Genomic DNA, 21,386 nt, shown 5'->3' with positions numbered 1-21,386 from the left:
TAATCTGGACTCTTACTTCTCCTGCGGCGTTAGCTGCTCCATCGCCTGCTTAATGCTGCGTTCTATCACCACCCGACGGGTATCATTGGCCGGTAATAATTTCAGCATCATCTCCCACGCCGCAACCGCCTCACCAAAGCGCTGCTGTTCAAAAGCGTTAAATGCGTACATGCTGAGAACCCGCACGTTGGCATGCTCGCCGCGCACCAGCTGGCGTAACAGCTCCCCGCCCCTGCGATTATCGTCAGGATCGGATGAACGGGTCAGTGCTTCCGCATAACCCAGCGCCGCATCGCTGTTTTTAGGATCCAGTCGATATGCATTGGCATAGGCTTCAGTGGCCGTACTGGCATTACCGAGTACCATGCCAATACGGCCAAGCATGATCCAACCTTCAACGTTTGTAGGATCGGCTTGTAAACGCGTGCGCAGCCCCAGCGCCAGACGTGTCATATCCTCTTCATTGAGCGGGTCAGCTTTCGGATCCAACGCACGTTCAAGCAGCGCCGGAGCCTGAGCGGTGGCCTGCTGCCAGACCTGAACCTGCTTATAGCTGCCGGTTTCATAATAGCTCACCGCGCCAACGATCAGCGCCACCACGATGCCGGGCACAAACAACCCAAATCCACCGCGCTTGCCATCCGGGATAACGTCATCAGGAAACTCTTCCAGCTTCACCCGGACGCGTCGGCGAGTACGGGCAAAAATAATCCAGCCGCCCAAACCAATCGCTACTACCGGCATCACCCACAAAAGCACTGTAAGCGGCGTCAACGGCGGATCGTAGGTGACGAAGTTGCCGTAGCGCGCCACCATATAATCAACAATTTCTTTCTGGCTTTTCCCTTCCTGCATCAGTTCGTACACTTTCTGGCGCAGGTCGGTGGCAATCATCGAGTTAGAATCAGCGATACTGTTGTTCTGACATTTAGGACAGCGCAACTGTTCGGTAAGCTGACGGAACTGCTGCTCCTGCGCTTCATCCTTAAACTGCATCACATCGATGGTCGCCAGCGCAGATCCCGAGATAACCAGCATCAGCAGGCCCAGTAAAAATCTCATTGCGCAGCCTCCTTACTGTACTTATCCCACAACGGTTTGATCTCGCTCTCCCACACCCTGGCATTCAAATCACCGGCATGGCGATAGCGAATAATACCTTTACCGTCGATCAGGAACGTCTCCGGCGCGCCGTACACACCAAGATCCAGACCGAGCATACCGTCACCGTCAAACAGGCTTAATGAGTAAGGATTGCCCAGCTCTTTCAGCCAGACAATGGCTTTCTGACGATCGTCTTTATAGTTCAGACCCACCACCCGCACGCCTTGCGCAGACAGCTGGTTCAGATACTGATGTTCGGCGCGACAGGTCGGACACCAGGTCGCCCAGACGTTCAGCAATACCGGTTTGCCCTGGGTCAGCACATCGGCCTGATAGTGCTGACCCGGATTCTCCAGCGACTCCAGGCGGAATGTCGGAACGGGTTTGCCGATCAACGCCGATTCCAGATTCGTGGGATCGTCCCCCTGAGCGTTACGCGCCAGCTGCCACAGCAGCGCCGCCGCAATGATCAGAAAAATAATAAACGGAATTAACAGTGCGTTGCGCTTCATACAGCCTCCGACGCATTTTTTTGCACCGCGGCGCGAGGACGCGCGCGCTGACGATAGCGTGGATCAAACAGGCAGAACAATCCGCCCAGCGCCATCAGCAATCCTCCGGCCCAAATCCAGCGAATAAACGGTTTGTAGTACAGACGCACAGCCCATGCGCCGTTATCCAGTTCTTCACCCAGCGCGGCGTACAGATCGCGCGTGAACCCGCCGTCAATTGCCGCTTCGGTCATCATCGAACTGGTGCTGTTATAGAAGCGTTTTTCCGCATGCAGCGTGGCCTCCGGTTTACCATCTCTGGTAACGCCAATAATGGCGACACCGCCCCGGTAGTTAGGTCCGGTAATATCTTTCACTTCGCGGAACGTGAACTGATAGTTATGGATACTGACGCTATCACCCGCTTTCATGCGGACATCGCGTTCAACGCTGTAGTTCTGGCTGAAGGCAATACCGACAATAGTAATCGCAAGCCCAACGTGGCCCGACACCATACCCCAATAGCTTGGTGTTAACTTCGTTCCGCGGGAAACACGCAGGAATGCTTCGGACATCGCCAGCACGAATATCCAGCATGCCATCGCCAGCCCTACCACCGTCATAGCGGCAATGCGATCCTCAAACAACCACGGCAGCAGCAGCGACAGAACAAGCGTGGTGACAAACGCGATAATCAGTAACGTTTTCAGTTTACGTGGTCGGTCACGGCCCCAGCGCACTAATGGCCCAATTCCCAGCAACAGCGCGAACGGCGCCATCAGCCAGGTAAACATGGTGTTGAAGAACGGTTCGCCAATCGAAATACTGCCCAGACCCAGTTGTTTGTGCACCAGCGGCAGCAGCGTGCCCAAGAGCACCACCAGCATGGCGGCAATCAGCAGAACGTTGTTGCCCAACAGCAGAGATTCACGCGACCACAGCGCGTTGTTTACCCGTGAACGGACCTTGTGACCGCGCACCGCAAACAGCAGCAGGGAGCCGCCAATCACCAATACCATAAAGGCCAGAATAAACATCCCGCGCGACGGATCGGAGGCGAAAGCATGCACCGATACCAACACGCCGGAGCGCACCAGGAAAGTACCTAACAGGCAAAGCGAGAATGCGCAGATTGAAAGCAGCAGCGTCCAGGCTTTAAAGCTGGCACGCTGTTCGGTTACCGACAGCGAGTGCATCAGCGCCGTTCCCACCAGCCATGGCATAAACGAGGCGTTCTCAACCGGATCCCAGAACCACCAACCGCCCCAGCCCAGCTCGTAATAGGCCCATGCCGAACCGAGCACAATACCCAGCGTCAGGAACACCCACGCCGCCAGCGTCCACGGACGCGAAAAACGGGCGAAAGTACTGTCCAGTCGTCCGCTCATCAGCGCGGCAATCGCAAACGCGAAGGCTACCGAGAAACCGACATACCCCATGTACAGCAACGGCGGATGGAAAATCAGCCCCGGATCCTGCAACAGCGGGTTCAGGTCGCGCCCTTCAATAGGGAAGTTGGGCAACGTACGGGAAAACGGGTTGGAGGTAAAAAGAATAAACAGCAGAAAGCCAACGCTTACCATCCCCATCACCGCCAGCACGCGGGCAACGATGTCCAGCGGCATACGCTGGCTGAATGCCGCAACGGCGAACGTCCAGCCGCTCATCAGCAGCACCCATAGCAACAGCGAGCCTTCATGAGCCCCCCAGGTTGCTGCCACCCGATACCAGACCGGGAGCTGGGTATTGGAGTTACTGGCTACATAGGTGACGGTAAAGTCATTAACCACGAAGGCGTTGACCAGAATCAGGAACGCCCCCATCACGCAGATAAACAGAACCCAGGCAAAAGGCCGCGCGGAGGCCATCATTCGCACGTCGCCGCGCGCTACGCCCCACAGCGGATAGACCGACAGTAGTAACGCCACGCCTAGCGCAAGGCACAACAGCGCATTGCCAATTTCAGGCATCATGACGTTTTATCCTTATAAACACTTTCCGGGCGACGATGGTTTTCCTGCATCGCTTTTTCGACTTCCGGCGGGGTGTAATTCTCATCATGTTTGGCAAGAACCTCTTTGGCCTGCACATGATTTCCCTCGTCCAGTTCGCCCTGAACAACAACACCCTGCCCTTCGCGGAACAGATCCGGCAGAATGCCTTCGTAGGTGACATCAACCACACCTTCGGCGTCATAGATACTGAAATTCACCTTCAACGACTGCGGATCACGCTTTACGCTACCGGGCATCACCATTCCGCCCACGCGCAGGCGCTGACCGACTTCGGGCATCTGCTGCGTTTCGCGCTTACCGTAGAGTATCTCTCCCGGCGTATAGAACAGGTCAATATTAGAACGCAGCGCATAAAGCACCAGCGTAATGGTCAACGCCAGACCCGCCAGTACCGCACAGGCTATCCATAACCGATTTTTACGTCGAATATTCACGCCGCCTCCCGTTGCACTTGCGCCGCACGCATACGCGCTTCTCTCGCCCGCTGCTGCGCCACACCGCGTAAAATTGCGCGATGTTGTAACGTGGAATGCAGTACCAGCACCACCAGCGGGATTACGCTCATCGCTACAGCAAGCCAGACATACAAGGCGTAACCGCCCATCGCGAAAAAATCACTCCATGATGCAAATGCAGGGGTCATTGGCGGCCTCTTTTTAAGATCAGTTCGCTCACCCACGGGCGGCGTTTTTCCATCATCAAAATCAGGTTACGCATGCGCATCAGCGCCAGCGTGACAAACAGTAACAGGTAGCCGACGATCGCCAGACGCAGCGGCGTACGCATCGCCGGATCGATGCTTTGCTGCATGCGGGTAGACCCCTGATGCAGCGTATTCCACCACTCAACCGAGTAGTGGATAATCGGTAAGTTGACCACGCCAATCAGCACCAGAATACCGGCGGCACGACCTGCCAGACGGCGGTCGTCAAAGGCATGCCACAGCGCAATGGCGCCCACGTAAAGAAACAGCAGCACCAGTTCAGAGGTGAGTCGGGCATCCCAGACCCACCAGGTTCCCCACATCGGTTTGCCCCATGCGGAGCCGGTCACCAGCGCAATAAAGGTAAACACTGCACCAATCGGCGCCATCGCAGCCAGCGCCAGATTGGCCATTTTCATCTGCCAGACCAGGCCGATAAACGCGGCAACAGCCATCGAGGCATAAATGCCCATCGACCAGATTGCCGCCGGAACGTGCAGATAAATAATGCGATAGCTCTGCCCCTGCTGATAATCCGCAGGCGCAAAACCAAAGCCCCAGACCCATCCCGTTATCAGTACCACCGCGCTGGCAATCGCCAGCCACGGGATAAACCAGCCACAGATCTGATAGAGCCGAGGGGGCATCGCCAATTGATGAAGTGTTTTCCACATAGTTCAGTCACCAGACTCCATAAATTAAAATCCGTTGTGCCAGAGCGCCTTGCCCGGCCTACACATCTAATTCTCGTTACTGCACGCTTATCCGTAACGCAGCGGCTGTGGCAAACGGGCTTAAAGTGGCGCTGCCGACCAACAACGCACCCAGAATTGCCATGTACCCTTCAACCGGTAAGTGCATAGAAGCCGCATCCATCGCGGCGGTTGCAAAAATCAGTAAGGGTATGGTGAGCGGGAGCACCAGCACGCTTAACAACACGCCGCCGCGCTTTAAGCCCACCGTCAACCCCACACCCGGCGCACCGAGGAAGCCCAGCGTCGGCGTGCCGAGTAACAACGTCAGCGCCATAATTTTCCAGCCGTACATATCCATGCCCAGCAGCAGCGCCACCAACGGCGAGAGGATCAACAGCGGCAGGCCGGTCACGACCCAGTGCGCCATCACTTTCGCCAGCACCACGGCCGGTAGCGGTAACGGCAGCAGCATCAGTTGCTCAAGGCTGCCGTCCTGCAGATCATCACGAAACAGGCGTTCCAGCGCCAGCAATGATGCCAGCAGCGCCGCAACCCAAATGATGCCCGGCGCAATGCGCGCCAGTAGCTGCGGCTCCGGCCCAATGCTCAGGGGGAACAGCGTAATAACAATCAGGAAGAACCATAAAGGATTGGCGATTTCCGCACTATGACGAAACGCAACTCGCAGTTCTAAACGGAAGATTCGCCACATCATTGCGTTACCCTCTCGCTGGTCAGCGCAATACGTCGCACTTTATCGGTTTCGACATTGAGCGGTTGGTGGGTGGTGAGAATAACAATACCACCCTGCTCTGTATGCTGCGCCATACGCTGAGTCAGTCGTTCAACGCCGTTCACATCAATGGCGGTAAAGGGTTCATCGAGGATCCACAGCCGGGCGCGGGTCAGCCACAAACGGGCCAGCGCCACACGCCGCTGTTGTCCGGCGGAGAGCTGGTTCACCGGGATATCTTCATATCCGGCAAGTCCCGCCTGCGCCAGCGCAGCCAGACACTGTGCAATGTCGCCGTCATGATGGAAGAAACGCAGGTTCTCCAACGCCGAAAGCCGGGTTTTTATCCCCGGCTGATGTCCGATCCACAGCAGTTGCTGATGGTAGTTGTCCCGCACGTGATGCAGCGGCTGCTCTTGCCAGCAAACCTCCCCTGCATCGGGACGCGCCAGCCCGGTAAGCAACCGCAGCAGAGTAGTTTTCCCTGCGCCGTTGCTGCCGGTAATTTGTACCCATTCCCCTGCGTTGACGCGAAATGACAGATTGCTGAACAGTATTCTGTCATCCCGCTCGCAAAGTAATTCTCTGGCTTCAAGCATACCTGGTTATCTACATCCTGTTAAAAGCCCGGTTTGACTTCGCGCATATCAGGCAGTTTGTGCGCTATCCCTTTATGACAGTCAATACAGGTTTGCCCGTCTTTCACGGCCTGGTCGTGCATTTTGGCCGCAACGCCTTTCTGGGCGGTTAAATCCATAAACTCGAAGTTGTGACAGTTTCGGCACTCTTGCGAATTATTATCTTTCATACGCCGCCACTCATTTTGCGCCATCGTCAGACGATGATCTTCAAATTTCTGCGGTGTATCTATCAGCCCCAGTGCTTTCGCGTACAGCTCTTTACTGGCCTTGATCTTACGAATCATTTTCGGGCCCCACTCATGCGGGACGTGGCAATCAGGGCAAGTCGCTCGCACACCACTGCGGTTGTTGTAGTGTACGGTTTCCATGTATTCCTGGTATACCGTATTGCGCATTTCGTGACAGCTAATGCAGAACTCTTCTGTATTGGCCTTTTCCATACCGGTATTAAAGCCGCCCCAGAAAATAATGCCGCCCACAAAGCCGATTAACAACAGCGTGCCGAGCGCCAGACGGCTGGGGCGACGCCACCATTGCCAGACGCGCTTAATCCAGCCTGGTTTACGGTTAGAATTTTCCATAATGACCTCTTATTTCCCGTAACCTTTCGAGGGGGTGAAGGTATTTTCAACAATCGGCGCGGCGTCAGCCTGCGGAACGTGACATTGCAGGCAGAAATAACGACGCGGCGCAACTTCAGCCAATACCTTACCGTCGCTGTCCATAAAGTGCGTCGGACTGATTCGCGGCGCACCGGTAGTGCGATAGCTTTCCACACCGTGGCATTGCAGGCAGCGGTTAGTGTTAGTCGTCACCTGATACCCTTCAACGCTATGCGGAACCATCGGCGGCTGATTCACATAGTTCAGCGGCATGCGCTCTTGTTCTTTCGGCATGCGAATCGCCCCTTCCTGTGTTCCTGAGACTTCCGGTGACTGGCTCAGATCCACTCCATTTGCAGCCCAAACGGCCCCACTGACGACCAGGGCAAGCAGGGCCGTCCATTGACACAGCGTCTTAATCAGGTCATGGCTTTTCATGATTTCGCTCCCGAACTCCATCGTGTTGTTATTGTAAAAACATCCTCAGAACAGACATCCACGCAACGACCGCAGGCCATGCAATCGCGGCTGGTTACCTGCACCGGACTTTGCTCATCCAGCACCGGCGCACGTAGCACATGCGGTTCCGGGCAAACATGAAAACAATCCATACAGCGGTTACATCTGTTACGTTCTTTTGCCGAAACGGTTAATGCCCCTTTGCTTCCCACCACGCTATACAGCGCACCCAGTGGGCAAAGATGCCCGCACCAGCCATGCTCAACGACCAGTAAATCAAATAAAAACAGCGCGAGGATCAGCAGCGCTCCGCTACCGAATCCCATTACCAGGCTCCGTCCAAGCAGAGAGACTGGATTTATCCACTCCCACAACAGCGTACCGGTCAGGGCGGAACCGACCAGGATAACCACCAGCAGGACGTACCGTATATGGCGCGGCAGGGTTGCGGACTGATTCAGGTCAAACCTTCTGCGCAACCAACTGGCTAAATCGGTAACCGGGTTCATGGGACAAACCCAACTGCAAAACAGTCGCTTACCGGCCAGGGCATACAGCACCGTGATGATAGCCGCCCCCGTTAACGCCACCGTCGCCGGCAGATGCCCGCTGGCCAGGCTTTGCAGAGTAATCAGCGGATCGGTGAACGGGATAGCGTCCAGCAACAGGCTGCTACTGTAGTTGCCATGCAGGATCCACACGCCAAGCCATGGGCCGCTGAGGAACATCGCCAGTATCAGAAATTGACTCAAACGACGCAGCAGCAGCCAGCGATGACTCTTCCACCATCCTTTTTTTGCCTGCGCTTCACGCCCGGCATCACGTTTACGATTTGCCATTGTTCCCCTCCAGCCAACCGAAGCGGTAATGGTGTCCTAACTCCCCTTTCGCCAGCGACAGCGGCAGCACTTTTATTGCTGGCTGTTCCAGTACGCAGACTTTTTCGCATTTCCCACAGCCGGTACAGGCATCGCTGTGCACGGTCGGAATAAACCGCGCATGCTTGCCGGTACGCATATTGCGGTCCAGCTCCAGGGTGATCGCCTCATCAATTTTCGGGCACTCGCGATAGCAAACGTCGCAGCGTAATCCCTGATAGTTGAGACAGTTTTCGTGATCCAGCAGTACCGCCAGCCCCATACGCGAATCGTCAATGGATTCAATTTCCCTGTCCAACGCGCCGCTCGGGCAGACTTTGGCACACGGAATGTCCTCACACATTTCGCAGGGAATATCACGGGCGACAAAATACGGCGTACCGGCCGCCAGCCCGGAGGCCAACGTTGCCAGTTTCAGCGTGTCATACGGACACGCCTGAACGCACTGACCGCAACGTACGCAGGCGCTGGCGAATGCCTCCTCGCTCAGTGCACCAGGCGGGCGCAACCGCACGCCGGTTGCGCGTGCGGTTTGTTGTTGCAACCCCAGCGCCACGCCAACGACGGCCAGCCCGCCCGCTGCGCGAACCATATCGCGCAGAAAGCGGCGGCGGCCATTTTGGGGTTTTGCTGACCGGGACATAACGCGTTACACCTTCGCCAGTTTCACGGCGCACTTCTTGAAATCCGTCTCTTTGGAGAGCGGATCCGTCGCATCCAGCGTCAGGTTGTTCACCAGCTGTGCGGCGTCGAAGAACGGCATGTACACCAGCCCCTGCGGCGGACGGTTACGACCGCGTGTTTCAACAATCGAAATCACTTCGCCACGACGGGAAATCACTTTGACCTTATCGCCACGGCGCAGATCGCGTGCTTTTGCATCCAGCGGGTGGATAAACAGCACGGCTTCCGGGAAAGCACGGTGTAGTTCAGGCACACGACGCGTCATACTGCCGGTATGCCAGTGTTCCAGCACACGTCCGGTAGACAGCCACAGGTCATATTCTTTATCCGGCGCTTCAGCAGCAGGCTCAAATGGCAGCGCGAAGATAACCGCTTTACCGTCCGGTTTACCGTAGAACTTGTAGCTTTCACCTGCTTTCACGTAAGGGTCGTTGCCTTCGCTGTAGCGCCACTGGGTCTCTTTACCCTCAACGACCGGCCAGCGTAAACCGCGCGCTTTGTGGTAATCGTCAAATGGCGCAAGGTCGTGCCCGTGGCCGCGGCCAAACCAGGCGTACTCTTCGAACAACCCTTTTTGCAGGTAAAAGCCCAGCTCACGGGATTCATCGTTCAGTTGATCTTCAGCCAGTTCAGTCACTGGGAATTTCGTTACTGCTGGCGTAGCAAACAGTACGTCATACAGCGTTTTGCCACGCAGTTCCGGTTTTTGTGCCAGCAGCTCTTCCGGCCACACTTCTTCTGTTTTGAAGCGACGAGAAAATTGCACCAGTTGCCACAGATCCGATTTCGATTCGCCCGGCGCTTTAATTTGCTGACGCCAGAACTGCGTACGGCGTTCCGCGTTCCCGTAGGCGCCTTCTTTCTCGACCCACATCGCGGTCGGCAGGATCAGGTCAGCCGACAGGGCGCTGATCGTCGGGTACGGATCGGAGACGATGATGAAGTTGCGCGGATCGCGCCAGCCCGGCATACGCTCTTCGTTGATGTTCGGACCAGCTTGCATGTTGTTGGTACACATCGCCCAGTAGACATTGAGCTTGCCATCTTTCAGCGCGCGGTCTTGCGCCACGGCGTGCAGACCAACTTTTGCCGGAATGGTCCCTGACGGAATGTTCCAGTGCTTCTCGCAGATATCGCGGTGTTTTTCGTTCGTCACCACCATGTCCGCAGGCAGACGGTGAGAGAACGTACCGACTTCACGCGCAGTGCCGCACGCGGAAGGCTGGCCGGTCAGAGAGAACGGGCCGCAGCCTGGCTGGGAGATTTTGCCAGTCAGCAGGTGCAGGTTATAGACCAGGTTGTTGGCCCATACGCCGCGGGTGTGCTGGTTAAAGCCCATCGTCCAGTAGGAGATAACTTTTTTCTTCGGATCGGCATACAGCTGCGCCAGCTGTTCCAGCTGATCTTTCGGTACGCCGGTCATTTCGGCCGTTTTATCCAGCGTGTACTCAGCAACGAAGGCTTTGTAATCCTCAAAACTCATCGGTTCAGAGGCATCGGATCCCGGGTTTTTCGCCGCTTTTTCCAGCGGATGGGTTGGACGCAGACCGTAGCCGATGTCCGTCACGCCTTTACGCAGGTTAACGTGCTTGCTAAAGAAATCCTGGTTAATCGCATTGTTTTGAATGATGTAGTTCGCGATGTAGTTGAGGATCACCAGATCGGTTTGCGGTGTGAAGACCATACCGTTATCCGCCAGCTCAAAGCTGCGGTGCTGGAAGGTGGAGAGAACCGCGACGTTAACATTAGGATCGGACAGACGACGGTTGGTGATGCGCGACCACAGGATCGGGTGCATCTCCGCCATATTCGCGCCCCACAAGACGAAGGCATCGGCATGTTCGATATCGTCATAGCAGCCCATCGGTTCATCCATACCGAAAGTACGCATAAAGCCGACTACCGCTGACGCCATGCAGTGACGTGCGTTCGGGTCGATGTTATTGGAACGGAAACCCGCTTTAAACAATTTGGCAGCGGCATAACCTTCCCAAATCGTCCACTGACCAGAGCCGAACATACCGATAGACTCCGGGCCTTTCTCTTTCATCGACGTTTTGAATTTCTCTTCCATCACGTTAAAGGCCTGGTCCCAGCTAATCGGGGTGAACTCGCCTTCTTTGTGATATTTGCCGTCTTTCATGCGCAGCATCGGCTGCGTTAAACGGTCTTTTCCGTACATGATTTTCGGCAGGAAGTAACCTTTGATGCAGTTAAGCCCACGGTTAACCGGCGCATCCGGATCGCCCTGGCATGCCACAACACGCCCTTGCTGCGTTCCGACCAATACGCCACAGCCCGTCCCGCAAAAACGGCACGGGGCTTTGTCCCATTTGATGGCTTCTTGCTGACCGACTACCGCGCGGGCAACGCCCGGCACGCTTAACCCGGCAGCCGCCGCAGCGGCCGCAACGGCGTTAGCTTTCATAAAGCTACGACGACTGAGTTTCATGGTGTTTCCTCACCTTGCTCATCCTGCTGGTGATAAACCAGCGACACCGCCAGTACGCCCGCAACGTTGCGTACTGACTCAATTGTTTTCATTAGCGTTTCACTTTGCTCAGCTTCTACCACCACAATCAACTGACCACTTTCCACATCACTGAGTGCAACTTCGCAACCGGGAAAGGAACGCAACTGCGTGGCGATATCGCTGATATGCTGGCTTTTGGCCTGAACGACCAGGCTGCAGACCTGCCAGTTATTGTCCATGGTTGTACTCCGCGTTAATGGCTGATACCGGGCAGATAGCGACACAGGCGCCACATCCGTTACAGTCCTGATTGTCGAGCTGCGGCTGATAAATGCCGGAAAGCGTGGGGCGAAAGGTTATTGCCATGGGCTCACAGCTATCCTGACAGCGGTGACATTCAACGGACTGATGTGCGAGACAGTTTTCCCCAATCGTAAAATTCAGATCCCATGCCCTGGTGTGGCGCGGAAGAAAAAGTGATTCGGGACAGGCTTCTGCGCAGGCATAGCAAAAGCTGCACTCGCCGTGTTTGAAATTTACGCTCGGGTAACCACCCTGGCCTCGCTGCAGGATGTCGGTTTCGCACGCCTGGATGCAGACGTCACAACGGAGGCAATGAGCCAGAAAGTGAGAGTCTTCCTTGCTCCACGGCGGACGGATCCCTGCGCTGGCGTTTCGCCAACTGCCTGTCAATATGCCTCGACGGGATAAATCAACCATGACATTGTCCTTCCATAATGACGCCCTCCCTCGGCGGGTTGAACGACATAAAAAACTGCACTATTTATGAGTAGTTATTTTTAGCCGTAAGATATTTCAGGATGTGTTAGAGGTGCATACCCCAATTGGGGTAAATGCTGTTGCCGGATCAAAAGAGTGTTGAGTTGGCGGGAAAAAATGCGCTTTTGCTCACATTTCAATGAGTTATATAACAATGTATATAACGATTTATTTAAAAAGACAAAGATCTCAATATTAGGATAATTCCTGGAATATATCGCTACCTTGATAGTAAACCTCTATCTAATACACTTTAAATATAAGTAAATCCAGATTAATAGATTATCCAAATATGTTAATCTGCTACAGACTCGTTCATAAGACAGAAGAAAGGAAACACTGTGAACAATAAGATGAAGACAATTGTCCCTGCCGTACTTTTCGCCGCCTTTGCCAGCACCTCTGCATGGGCTGCCAGTAACGAAACCGCCGCTCAGCCGCTGGAAAAAGTCGCCCCTTATCCTAAGGCGGAAAAGGGTATGAAGCGCCAGGTTATCCAGCTTACCCCTGAGAAAGATGAATCTACTCTGAAAGTAGAACTGCTGATCGGACAAACGCTGGAAGTTGACTGTAACCAACACCGCCTGGGCGGAGAACTGGACAGCAAAACGCTGGAAGGTTGGGGATATGACTACTATGTCTTTGACAAAGTTACGTCTCCGGTTTCAACCATGATGGCCTGCCCGGACGGTAAGAAAGAGAAGAAATTCATTACTGCGCATCTGGGTGATGACGGTATGCTGCGTTATAACAGCAAGTTGCCAATTGTGGTCTATACCCCGGAAAACGTGGACGTTAAATACCGTATCTGGAAAGCGGAAGACAAAATTCAGGACGCAGTCGCGCGCTAAGTGAGAATGTGCCGGATGGCGGCATACCGCCTTATCCGGCCTACAGACGCATGAACCATGCCGGATAAGCGCAGCAGCGCCATCCGGCATTTTATTTTACAGCGCGATATCCGCGACGGCTTTCTGTTCAGGCTGCGGTTGTGCCTGAGGTTTCAGCTGTGGTTTCGGCGCTTCATCAGCAACCTGCGGCTTGTCATATTTCAGACCCAGAACCTCACTGGTGTACTGCAGCTCTTGTTCCGTAGCCTCAACGTTACCGTTCAGCTTAGTACCATAAGACGGAATAATGGTTTTCAGCTTCGCCTGCCACTCGGGGCTGGCTACTTTATCTTTAAACACTTTTTCCATCAGATGCAGCATAATCGGTGCCGCGGTAGATGCGCCCGGAGAAGCTCCCAGCAGCGCAGCAATCGTGCCTTCTTTATCGCTAACGACTTCAGTGCCCAGACGCAGCACGCCGCCCTTCTCCGCATCGCTTTTGATGATCTGCACACGCTGGCCGGCCTGCCATAAACGCCAGTCTTCTTTTTTCGCCTGCGGATAGTACTCTTGCAGCGCAGCAAAACGGTCGTCGTCGCTGAGCATCACCTGGCTCACCAGATATTTCACCAGATCGAAGTTATCCAGACCCACGTTGACCATCGGCATAAAGTTTGAGGTGGTGGTCGAGCTGAGCAGATCCCACAATGAACCGTTTTTCAGGAACTTGGTGGAGAATGTCGCGAATGGCCCAAACAGCACAACGCGCTTGCCATCAAGGATACGAGTATCGATATGCGGTACAGACATCGGCGGCGCGCCAACGGAGGCCTGGCCGTACACTTTTGCCAGGTGGCGATTGACCACATCCGGGTTTTCTGCAACCAGGAACTGCCCGCCAACCGGGAATCCGGCATAGCCTTTCGCTTCCGGAATGTCGGTTTCCTGCAACAGCTTCAGCGCAGCGCCACCGGCACCGATAAAGACAAACTTCGCCTTGATATCATGTTCCGCTTCGTTATTTTTCAGATCGGCGACTGTGACAGTCCAGCTATTGTCGGCATTACGCTTAAAGCCACGCACTTCGGTGCTCAACTGCAGTGCAAAGTTGGGCTTTTTCTGCAATGAGGTAATCAGTTGGCGGGTGATTTCGCCGTAGTTCACGTCAGTACCAATCTCGGTACGCGTTGCTGCGACTTTCTGCTGCGGATCGCGACCTTCCATGACCAGCGGCGCCCACTCTTTGATCTGCGCGTGGTCTTCGGAATAGCGCATACCACGGAACAGCGTGCTCTGCTGCAGTGCGGTGTAACGGGCACGCAGGAAGTTCACGTTCTCGTCACCCCAGACAAAACTCATGTGCGGAACGGTGGTGATAAACGAGCGTGGTTCATGCATTACGCCATTATTGACCTGATAGGCCCAAAACTGGCGGGAAATCTGGAAGGCTTCGTTAATTTCGACTGCCTTTTCAATGCTGATGCTACCGTCGGCCTTTTTAGGCGTGTAGTTCAGCTCCATCAGTGCGGAGTGGCCGGTTCCGGCGTTATTCCAGCCGTTTGAGCTTTCCTGCGCTACACCATCCAGTCGCTCAACCATGGTCATTGACCATTGCGGCTCCAGCTCCTGTAAATAGGTTCCCAGCGTGGCGCTCATGATGCCGCCGCCAATCAACAGTACATCCGTTTCCTGCTCTTCCGCCGCTTTCGCTTTTGCCGCCATCGAGACAACATTCAGCCCAACGGCCATGGTGAAGAGCATGGCAGTCACTTTTTTCATAATGTTAATGCCTTACTTTTAGTATCGCTTTTTTGCTTTTAATGCAGGTGAAAATCGAGCGGCACCAACGGTAACACTTAAGTAAAAATAATTAAATAAAGTTTATAAATTATATTTAATTTTTAAAAATGTTATTAATACGTTGATAGTTTATGCGGTTATTGACAATCATTTCTGGAAACCGGTCCATCTGACGGGTACTATGCTGCGCTTTGCTATTCACCGCACGGATGCCTGTCGGTCTGCTGTATCAGGCCATTTTTGACCTGAGTGTAACTATGTCTGCAACTCAACATTCTTCTGCCGCAGTCGCTGAACACGCGACCCGTGCCGTGCTCCGCCAACCCCGTCTGCTGGTTCGCGAAACGCTGGCCGGTGTGGTAACCGCCCTGGCGCTGATCCCGGAAGTGATCTCGTTTTCCGTGATCGCAGGCGTTGATCCTAAAGTCAGTCTGATCGCCTCCGTCGTACTGTGCCTGGCGATGTCTTTTTTAGGCGGTCGTCCCGCAATGGTTACCGCCGCTGCAGGATCGGTCGCGCTGGTGATTGGTCCGATGGTGCATCAACACGGCGTGCAATACATCCTGCCTGCAGTGGTGCTGACCGGGATGATTCAGATCCTGTTTGGTGTATTGGGAATGGCACGTCTGATGCGATTCATCCCTACGGCCGTGATGACTGGCTTTGTTAACGCGCTGGGTATATTGATTTTCTTTGCCCAGGTCCCGCATTTCTGGGGCAAAAGCCCGCTCATCTGGGGGCTGTTTGTCCTGACGCTGCTGATTGTGCTGTGGGTTCCGCGGTTTATTAAAGCAATTCCCGCACCGCTTATCGCCATCGTGCTGCTAACCGTGTTCACTGTCACCAGCGGGCAACTGTTACCGACCGTCGGTGATGAAGGTTCAATGAGCGGCGGCATGCCGGGTTTCACCGAGTTGTTGGTTCCGCTCAACCTGCAAACGCTGGCGATTATCTGGCCCTGCGCGCTGAGTATCGCTTTTGTTGGTTTAATGGAGTCGCTGTTAACCGCCCGTCTGGTGGATGACCTGACGATGACGCCGTCGAATAAGAATCGCGAGAGTGCCGGGCTGGGGATAGCCAATATTCTGGCCGGATTTTATGGCGGCATCGCCGGGTGCGCGATGATTGGTCAAACCATCGTTAACGTCGAGATGGGCAAAGGACGCAGCCGCGTCTCGACAGTTGCCGCCGGACTGGTATTACTCCTGTTAGTCACTGGGTTAAGCGAAGTGATGGCAGAAATACCCATGTCGGTGCTGGCGGGAATTATGGTGATTGTGGCGGTAAAAACCTTCAGCTGGCACAGCATCCAACCCGCCACGCTGACGAAACTCCCCGTCACTGAAACGCTGGTGATGCTGGTGACCGTCGCTGCCACGGTCTCAACCGGCAACCTGGCGATTGGCGTGGTTGCCGGGGTGATGACGATGCTCATTCTGCCGCGTATCGTCAGACGCAAACGGGCGACTACATCAGAAACAGCGTTGCCAGACCGAGAAAAATAAAGAAACCACCAGTATCAGTGATAGCGGTTATCATGACGCTCGAGCCGACCGCCGGGTCGCGCCCGAGCTTCACCATCGTCATCGGAATGATAACCCCCATCAACGCCGCCATCAGTAGATTGAGCATCATCGCCAGAGTCATCACACCACCGAGCGCCATATCATCGTACAGCCACCAGGTAATGCCGCCCATAATCCCGCCCCACACGAGGCCATTGATTAGCGCCACGCCCATCTCGCGCAGGATGAGAAACGTCAGGTTCCCCGGCTGAATATTTTGCAGCGCCAGCGCGCGGACGATCATAGTGATAGTTTGATTCCCGGTATTGCCGCCGATACCCGCCACAATCGGCATCAACGAGGCCAGCGCCACCAGTTGCGAAATCGTATGTTCAAAACCGTCGATCACCCGCGAGGCGATAAAGGCGGTACAGAGGTTAACGGCCAACCACGCCCAGCGGGTTTTTACCGCTTTGGTAACAGGCGCAAAAACGTCCTCTTCGGCGCTTAAGCCCCCCATTCGACGCAGATCGGTGTCGGTTTCTTCATAGACCACATCGACGATCTCATCGATGGTTAAACGGCCCATCAGTTTACCGGAAGGGTCAACCACCGCGGCACTAACCAGGTTGTCGCGTTCGAAGGTACGCGCAGCGTTTTCGGCGATATCTTCAGGAGAAAAGGTGAGCGGGTCATTTTCCATCACCTCGCTGACTTTTCGCTGCACATCATTGAGCAAAATGCAGGTTAGCGTCAGTTCGCCAACCAGCACTTTATTGCGATCGGTCACGAAAAGTTTATCGGTGTTCTCCGGCATTTTCCCCAGCCGCCGCAGGTAGCGTTGCACCACTTCCAGCGTCACGTCCGGACGCACGGTGATGACTTCGAACTCCATGATCGCGCCGACGCTATTCTTCTCATAGTGCAGCACCTGGCGGACGCGCGTCCTCTCCTCTGCCGGTAACGTCGCCAGCAGACGACCGGTAAGGTTACGAGGCAAATGTTGAACAAGGTAAATCTGTTCATCAATATCGAGGTATTGCAGCGCATCCAGCAGCTCGCGGTCGCTCATCTCATCGATCAGGTCGTCCCAGACGTTTTCAGACGCCTCAAGCAAGACGTTACCGCGCTTTTCATTTTCGACCAGTCGCCACAGGGCGTGGCGCTCTTCTGAGGGCAAAGCTTCGAGGGTATCGGCAAGGTCAGGCGGTGGCAGGTGAGCCACCAGCGCCCCTACCTCAGCAATATCGTCGGCTAACGTACCGACGTCATATTGCTCAGCCAGGGTAAGCTTGCCCAACAGCGTTGAAATAATGGCTTTATCAGTGGTCAGCAGCCAGATGAGGCGCGCACGCTCTTCATCACGCAGTCTGGCGCTGTTTTTGTTTATTACGGACATTAATCATAAATCCATGATATGAAATATCATTAATCATGATGCCGATTTATGTAAATAACAATAAACAGTGCCGCCGGGTGGCTAAAAAACCGGCGGCACGAAGGTTCAGGCTGTGCGAGCCACCGCGTCGCGCGAGGCGGCGTCACGTTCATCGCCCAACAGTTCACTCAACTGTCCGTTACGCATTTCCAGCAGACGATCGGCGTGAATAAAATAGTGATCGTCGTGGCTGATGGCGAAAATGGTTTTCCCCATTTCCTGCATCAAAGGCAATAGCACCTGATAGAACTCCCGGCGGAAATGGGGATCCTGATCGGCAGCCCATTCATCCAGCAGAATGATGTCGCGCTCCTCCGCCAGGGCCAGTAGCAGCGCCACGCGTTTCTTCTGCCCTTTCGACAGCTTCAGATTGAGGATACGACCATCGCTCAGCTCCAGCTTATGACCCATCTTCAGATGTTCCAGCCACTTCGCGACCAGCTGCGGATTAGCCTCTTTACCTTCCGGCCCCAGCAGTTTGTCGAACAGCCAGACGTCGGTAAACACGGCAGAGAATAGCTTGCGGTAGTCTTCCGGTTTTTCAACGGCAACGGCCTTACCATCAAGCAATATTTCGCCTGACTGCGGCTGGTATAGACCGGTCAGTAACATCGCCAGCGTAGATTTCCCGCTACCGTTGCCGCCAATCAAGAAGATCAGTTCACCGCGATGAATCGTCAGATTCACCGGCCCTACGGAAAACGCATTATCCTGATAGTGGAAAACCACGTTGCGCAGCTCCAGCGTTTGCCAGTTGGGAAACGCGGTTGGGCGTGGGAATTCGGCCTTAAAAGGTGCCAGTGCGAATTTATTCAGTTTGTTGAACGCCACCTGCGCGGTAAGCAGCGTCGGCAGCGCGCCAACGGCAGAGAGCAGCGGCGTTCGCAGGAATAACAGCGTCAGAGAATAGGTCGCTGCCACGGCGGTATCAGCCCATCCCAGACTGTTAGCCATCCAGAACACCAGGCCAATGGCACCCAGCATCATAATGTTCGACCAGTTAACCGCGCTCAGGTGGAAGGTATCGGCACGGATAATATGGTGGCGATACTCTTTGGCATCCGGGACGTACATCTGATTAAAGATATGCTCGGCGCGCTCGCGGTTAAGCGTCAGCTCTTTGCGCCCTTCCAGCACCGTCTGATAATCGTTGTACAACTTGTCTTCAGTTTCGCGCAAGGTGGCCATGTGTTTATACACCCGCGCCACCAGCACAAATCCGCCCCAGATGGTGATTGCCATCCAGATTGCCGTTACCAGCAGCATTTTGGTCGACAGCATCGCCAGATACGCCGCCGATCCGATGGTCAGGATAATCCCCTGTACCAGTTCAGGCAGACGAACAAAGGCGATGGTGATGTTGCGGATATCACTGGTTAAACCGGCCAGCAACGAGGCGCTGCCAAGCTGTTCAATACGCTCGACGTGAGTATCCAGAATTCGTTTGATAAATTCGCTACGCAGGCGGTAGACAAAGTGGTGACCCAGCGTGGTCAACGCCAGCTGAGAACCGAGGGTGACAATCATCAACAACAGCAGCAGGCCAAGAAACTCCGGTAGCACCATCAGCGTGGTGTCGACCGTTTCGATCAAGCGCTGGTTGATAAACGCAATCAGCCCAATCCCCAACGCGGCGCTGGCGAGGCTGAGCGCCATCACGCTGATAAATGGCCAGCGATACTGCCGCCAGACAAGAAGTAAAAGTTCCATGCACACGACCCGGACAAGTAATAACAGCCCGCAGTTTAAACATCTCTTCGCTGACAGCAATAATAATTCTTATTTTTATTCTTTTTTACCCGCCAGACGAAACGTCAGGTTGTAACGACAGTCTCCGGTTAATGGGTGATACCCTGTTTTAAGCGGCTGGATCCCATGATAAAACAGCCGCGAATTACCGCCCCACACCACGACATCGCCGTGTTCCAGCAGTAAACGCTTTAAAGGGTCATTACGGCGCAAGCCGCCAAATTGAAAGATGGCTGGTAGCCCCAGCGATACAGAGACAATCGGCGCCCGCAGGTCGGGCTCGTCTTTATCCTGATGTAAGGACAGTTTTGCCCCTGGCGTGTAGCGGTTAATCAGGCAGGCATCGGGTTGAAAATCAGCATAGCCCGCCGCCGTCGCCGCCTGTTGGCACAGATCAGCGAACGCATCCGGCAGTGGCGGCCAGTGCGTGCCGGTGAGTGGATCAAACGGAGAATAAAGATAGCCATGCTGATCCGTCGTCCAGCCCAGATGGCCGCAGTTGGTCATCGCCACCGACATTGTATAGCCGCCGGGCGTCACCATCTGGCGAAACGGCGACTGTCTGGCGACAGCCGCTATCGCCTGCAGTAAAGAGGGCGCAGAGTCAAAAGCGAAACGTCGCAGAATAACCGCACCTGACGCCAGCGGCTCCTGCCAGGGTTTCGCATCCGCAAAGAGATCGAGCATTATGTTTCCTCGCCAGTAGTTTCCCGTTGCAGTAACTGCGCCTTGCGCGCAATACCCCATCGGTAGCCCGAAAGTGCGCCATCGCCACGGATCACCCGGTGACACGGAATAACAATCGCCAGTTTGTTGGCCCCACAGGCACTGGCCACCGCGCGCACCGCCTTCGGTTTGCCGATGGCGCTGGCCAGCTGTTGGTAGCTCACTGTTTCGCCGCACGGAATTGTGCGCAGCGCCTGCCACACCTGCTGCTGAAATGCGGTGCCCCGGATATCCAGGGGTAGCGATAGCGACGCGTCACGCGAGTTGATCGCAACGATCACTTCGCGCACGCGCTGCTGAAAATTGGCCTCTGCAGGAACATCCTGCGCAGCGGGAAACAGCGCATGAAGATCCGCAACCAACGTAGCGTCATCATCGCCAAGCAAGATCGCGCAGATACCCCGCTCGCTTTCCGCCACCAGACAACGGCCCAGAGCGCAATCTGCGAGGGTATAGCGTACAGAAACGTTGTCGCCACCTTTACGAAATTGCTTTGCCGTCATGCCTAATGCTTGATCGGTTTTGCGGTAGTAGCTGCTGCTGTCGGGGAATCCGGCATTGAGAATCGCCTGTGTAACCGGAACACCTTTCGCCAGGGCATCACGCAGACGGCGAGCACGCCATGATTGTTGCCACACTTTCGGGGTCATGCCCGTCGTGGCTTTGAACAGACGATGCAAGTGATACGGGCTCATTGCCACCTGCTGTGCCAGCTCGTCCAACGTAAGAGGTGACTCTTGCTCCAACAACTGACAGGCGCGGGCAATTTTATCCAGCCGATGCTGTTGCGCGCTGTCTTTATCCGGCTGGCAGCGCTTACAGGGGCGAAACCCGGCATCCTGTGCCTGGTGGGCATCGGCGAAAAAACGGACATTTTTGCGCAGCGCATGTTTTGCCCGACAGGACGGACGGCAGAAAATACCGGTAGTCTGGACGGCAAAAACAAACTGACCATCGGCGTCAACGTCGCGATCCACAACGGACTGCCAACGGTCATCGTCAGTGATGCGTAAACGATTTTTCATTTCGGACTCCTTTGTTAAGCATAGCGCTTAGCCTCAGTGTGTCCCCATCGTCGGG

Annotated in this window: 22 protein-coding genes; 2 read left to right on the top strand and 20 right to left on the bottom strand. The window is 54.8% G+C overall.

The window, feature by feature from the left end; all coding sequences use genetic code 11:
- Nucleotides 1-12: 12 nt before the first annotated feature.
- The 15 genes from OGX92_RS01015 to napF all read right to left on the bottom strand — a co-directional run bounded on the left by OGX92_RS01015 (nt 13) and on the right by napF (nt 12,198).
- Nucleotides 13-1,062 (bottom strand): cytochrome c-type biogenesis protein CcmH, encoded by a 1,050-nt coding sequence (locus OGX92_RS01015; RefSeq protein WP_286586134.1) that lies wholly within the window; start codon nt 1,060-1,062, stop codon nt 13-15.
- Nucleotides 1,059-1,616: a thiol:disulfide interchange protein DsbE gene (gene dsbE, locus OGX92_RS01010; protein WP_003834613.1), complete on the bottom strand. Its 558-nt coding sequence runs from the start codon at nt 1,614-1,616 to the stop codon at nt 1,059-1,061. Before dsbE ends, OGX92_RS01015 begins: the two co-directional genes overlap by 4 nt.
- Nucleotides 1,613-3,568, bottom strand: coding sequence for a heme lyase CcmF/NrfE family subunit (locus OGX92_RS01005; protein ID WP_286586133.1), 1,956 nt, complete (start codon nt 3,566-3,568; stop codon nt 1,613-1,615). The genes dsbE and OGX92_RS01005 overlap by 4 nt, the downstream gene beginning before the upstream one ends.
- The gene (gene ccmE, locus OGX92_RS01000) at nt 3,565-4,044 is read right to left on the bottom strand and encodes a cytochrome c maturation protein CcmE (RefSeq protein ID WP_003834619.1); all 480 of its coding nucleotides are present in this window, start codon (nt 4,042-4,044) and stop codon (nt 3,565-3,567) included. The genes OGX92_RS01005 and ccmE overlap by 4 nt, the downstream gene beginning before the upstream one ends.
- Entirely contained in the window at nt 4,041-4,253 is a 213-nt protein-coding gene (gene ccmD / locus OGX92_RS00995; RefSeq protein ID WP_048215892.1) for a heme exporter protein CcmD, read from the bottom strand. The genes ccmE and ccmD overlap by 4 nt, the downstream gene beginning before the upstream one ends.
- Nucleotides 4,250-4,987, bottom strand: a complete 738-nt coding sequence (locus tag OGX92_RS00990) for a heme ABC transporter permease (RefSeq protein WP_003027538.1) — start codon at nt 4,985-4,987, stop codon at nt 4,250-4,252. The genes ccmD and OGX92_RS00990 overlap by 4 nt, the downstream gene beginning before the upstream one ends.
- A 76-nt stretch (nt 4,988-5,063) precedes the next feature.
- A complete protein-coding gene (ccmB, locus tag OGX92_RS00985; protein WP_003027542.1) occupies nt 5,064-5,723 on the bottom strand; it encodes a heme exporter protein CcmB in 660 nt (219 codons plus the stop codon).
- Nucleotides 5,720-6,340: a cytochrome c biogenesis heme-transporting ATPase CcmA gene (ccmA, locus tag OGX92_RS00980; protein WP_003834625.1), complete on the bottom strand. Its 621-nt coding sequence runs from the start codon at nt 6,338-6,340 to the stop codon at nt 5,720-5,722. Before ccmA ends, ccmB begins: the two co-directional genes overlap by 4 nt.
- 20 nt (nt 6,341-6,360) lie before the next feature.
- Nucleotides 6,361-6,963, bottom strand: coding sequence for a cytochrome c-type protein NapC (gene napC / locus OGX92_RS00975; protein ID WP_003027548.1), 603 nt, complete (start codon nt 6,961-6,963; stop codon nt 6,361-6,363).
- 9 nt (nt 6,964-6,972) lie between these two features.
- On the bottom strand, nt 6,973-7,422 hold the full coding sequence (gene napB, locus OGX92_RS00970) for a nitrate reductase cytochrome c-type subunit (RefSeq protein WP_003834627.1): 450 nt from the start codon (nt 7,420-7,422) through the stop codon (nt 6,973-6,975).
- Complete coding sequence (gene napH, locus OGX92_RS00965; RefSeq protein ID WP_003027552.1) at nt 7,419-8,282, bottom strand: quinol dehydrogenase ferredoxin subunit NapH; 864 nt, start codon at nt 8,280-8,282, stop codon at nt 7,419-7,421. Before napH ends, napB begins: the two co-directional genes overlap by 4 nt.
- On the bottom strand, nt 8,269-8,964 hold the full coding sequence (gene napG / locus OGX92_RS00960; RefSeq protein ID WP_003834629.1) for a ferredoxin-type protein NapG: 696 nt from the start codon (nt 8,962-8,964) through the stop codon (nt 8,269-8,271). The genes napH and napG overlap by 14 nt, the downstream gene beginning before the upstream one ends.
- A gap of 6 nt (nt 8,965-8,970) precedes the next feature.
- On the bottom strand, nt 8,971-11,457 hold the full coding sequence (gene napA / locus OGX92_RS00955) for a nitrate reductase catalytic subunit NapA (RefSeq protein ID WP_286586132.1): 2,487 nt from the start codon (nt 11,455-11,457) through the stop codon (nt 8,971-8,973).
- Complete coding sequence (gene napD, locus OGX92_RS00950; protein ID WP_003834633.1) at nt 11,454-11,717, bottom strand: chaperone NapD; 264 nt, start codon at nt 11,715-11,717, stop codon at nt 11,454-11,456. Before napD ends, napA begins: the two co-directional genes overlap by 4 nt.
- On the bottom strand, nt 11,707-12,198 hold the full coding sequence (gene napF, locus OGX92_RS00945; RefSeq protein ID WP_286586131.1) for a ferredoxin-type protein NapF: 492 nt from the start codon (nt 12,196-12,198) through the stop codon (nt 11,707-11,709). Before napF ends, napD begins: the two co-directional genes overlap by 11 nt.
- A 413-nt stretch (nt 12,199-12,611) precedes the next feature.
- On the opposite strand from napF, the gene eco reads away from it, so the two are divergent.
- Entirely contained in the window at nt 12,612-13,109 is a 498-nt protein-coding gene (eco, locus tag OGX92_RS00940; RefSeq protein WP_032934607.1) for a serine protease inhibitor ecotin, read from the top strand.
- Between the two features lie 96 nt (nt 13,110-13,205).
- Here the strand turns inward: eco and mqo are convergent, their stop codons facing one another.
- Nucleotides 13,206-14,867 (bottom strand): malate dehydrogenase (quinone), encoded by a 1,662-nt coding sequence (mqo, locus tag OGX92_RS00935; RefSeq protein ID WP_003834639.1) that lies wholly within the window; start codon nt 14,865-14,867, stop codon nt 13,206-13,208.
- A gap of 278 nt (nt 14,868-15,145) precedes the next feature.
- On the opposite strand from mqo, the gene OGX92_RS00930 reads away from it, so the two are divergent.
- Nucleotides 15,146-16,393, top strand: a complete 1,248-nt coding sequence (locus OGX92_RS00930; protein ID WP_286586130.1) for a SulP family inorganic anion transporter — start codon at nt 15,146-15,148, stop codon at nt 16,391-16,393.
- Here OGX92_RS00930 and mgtE read toward each other — a convergent pair.
- The 4 genes from mgtE to ada all read right to left on the bottom strand — a co-directional run bounded on the left by mgtE (nt 16,356) and on the right by ada (nt 21,331).
- Nucleotides 16,356-17,792 (bottom strand): magnesium transporter, encoded by a 1,437-nt coding sequence (mgtE, locus tag OGX92_RS00925; RefSeq protein WP_125112618.1) that lies wholly within the window; start codon nt 17,790-17,792, stop codon nt 16,356-16,358. The two genes, OGX92_RS00930 and mgtE, sit on opposite strands and share 38 nt — an antisense overlap.
- Before the next feature lie 105 nt (nt 17,793-17,897).
- Nucleotides 17,898-19,541 carry a multidrug ABC transporter permease/ATP-binding protein gene (locus OGX92_RS00920; protein ID WP_284962061.1) on the bottom strand — a complete coding sequence of 548 codons (1,644 nt, stop codon included), beginning with the start codon at nt 19,539-19,541 and terminating at the stop codon, nt 17,898-17,900.
- A 75-nt stretch (nt 19,542-19,616) separates the two neighbouring features.
- The gene (gene alkB / locus OGX92_RS00915; protein WP_003834647.1) at nt 19,617-20,267 is read right to left on the bottom strand and encodes a DNA oxidative demethylase AlkB; all 651 of its coding nucleotides are present in this window, start codon (nt 20,265-20,267) and stop codon (nt 19,617-19,619) included.
- On the bottom strand, nt 20,267-21,331 hold the full coding sequence (gene ada, locus OGX92_RS00910; protein ID WP_286586129.1) for a bifunctional DNA-binding transcriptional regulator/O6-methylguanine-DNA methyltransferase Ada: 1,065 nt from the start codon (nt 21,329-21,331) through the stop codon (nt 20,267-20,269). Before ada ends, alkB begins: the two co-directional genes overlap by 1 nt.
- Between the last annotated feature and the right edge of the window lie 55 nt (nt 21,332-21,386).

Origin of the sequence: Citrobacter sp. Cpo089, assembly GCF_030332695.1 — a bacterium.
In the GTDB taxonomy this organism is placed as follows: domain Bacteria; phylum Pseudomonadota; class Gammaproteobacteria; order Enterobacterales; family Enterobacteriaceae; genus Citrobacter; species Citrobacter portucalensis.
This window is presented reverse-complemented; position numbering and strand designations above follow the sequence as displayed.

Coding starts and splice junctions, on each gene's coding strand:
- OGX92_RS00990 (WP_003027538.1), bottom strand. CDS start 4,987: ATGTGGAAAACACTTCATCAATTGGCGATGCCCCCTCGGCTCTATCAG.
- napG (WP_003834629.1), bottom strand. CDS start 8,964: ATGTCCCGGTCAGCAAAACCCCAAAATGGCCGCCGCCGCTTTCTGCGC.
- mgtE (WP_125112618.1), bottom strand. CDS start 17,792: ATGTCCGTAATAAACAAAAACAGCGCCAGACTGCGTGATGAAGAGCGT.
- dsbE (WP_003834613.1), bottom strand. CDS start 1,616: ATGAAGCGCAACGCACTGTTAATTCCGTTTATTATTTTTCTGATCATT.
- napF (WP_286586131.1), bottom strand. CDS start 12,198: ATGGTTGATTTATCCCGTCGAGGCATATTGACAGGCAGTTGGCGAAAC.
- ada (WP_286586129.1), bottom strand. CDS start 21,331: ATGAAAAATCGTTTACGCATCACTGACGATGACCGTTGGCAGTCCGTT.
- OGX92_RS01015 (WP_286586134.1), bottom strand. CDS start 1,062: ATGAGATTTTTACTGGGCCTGCTGATGCTGGTTATCTCGGGATCTGCG.
- napD (WP_003834633.1), bottom strand. CDS start 11,717: ATGGACAATAACTGGCAGGTCTGCAGCCTGGTCGTTCAGGCCAAAAGC.
- napC (WP_003027548.1), bottom strand. CDS start 6,963: ATGGAAAATTCTAACCGTAAACCAGGCTGGATTAAGCGCGTCTGGCAA.
- napH (WP_003027552.1), bottom strand. CDS start 8,282: ATGGCAAATCGTAAACGTGATGCCGGGCGTGAAGCGCAGGCAAAAAAA.
- napB (WP_003834627.1), bottom strand. CDS start 7,422: ATGAAAAGCCATGACCTGATTAAGACGCTGTGTCAATGGACGGCCCTG.
- alkB (WP_003834647.1), bottom strand. CDS start 20,267: ATGCTCGATCTCTTTGCGGATGCGAAACCCTGGCAGGAGCCGCTGGCG.
- ccmD (WP_048215892.1), bottom strand. CDS start 4,253: ATGACCCCTGCATTTGCATCATGGAGTGATTTTTTCGCGATGGGCGGT.
- OGX92_RS00930 (WP_286586130.1), top strand. CDS start 15,146: ATGTCTGCAACTCAACATTCTTCTGCCGCAGTCGCTGAACACGCGACC.
- OGX92_RS00920 (WP_284962061.1), bottom strand. CDS start 19,541: ATGGAACTTTTACTTCTTGTCTGGCGGCAGTATCGCTGGCCATTTATC.
- OGX92_RS01005 (WP_286586133.1), bottom strand. CDS start 3,568: ATGATGCCTGAAATTGGCAATGCGCTGTTGTGCCTTGCGCTAGGCGTG.
- napA (WP_286586132.1), bottom strand. CDS start 11,457: ATGAAACTCAGTCGTCGTAGCTTTATGAAAGCTAACGCCGTTGCGGCC.
- eco (WP_032934607.1), top strand. CDS start 12,612: ATGAAGACAATTGTCCCTGCCGTACTTTTCGCCGCCTTTGCCAGCACC.
- ccmA (WP_003834625.1), bottom strand. CDS start 6,340: ATGCTTGAAGCCAGAGAATTACTTTGCGAGCGGGATGACAGAATACTG.
- ccmB (WP_003027542.1), bottom strand. CDS start 5,723: ATGATGTGGCGAATCTTCCGTTTAGAACTGCGAGTTGCGTTTCGTCAT.
- mqo (WP_003834639.1), bottom strand. CDS start 14,867: ATGAAAAAAGTGACTGCCATGCTCTTCACCATGGCCGTTGGGCTGAAT.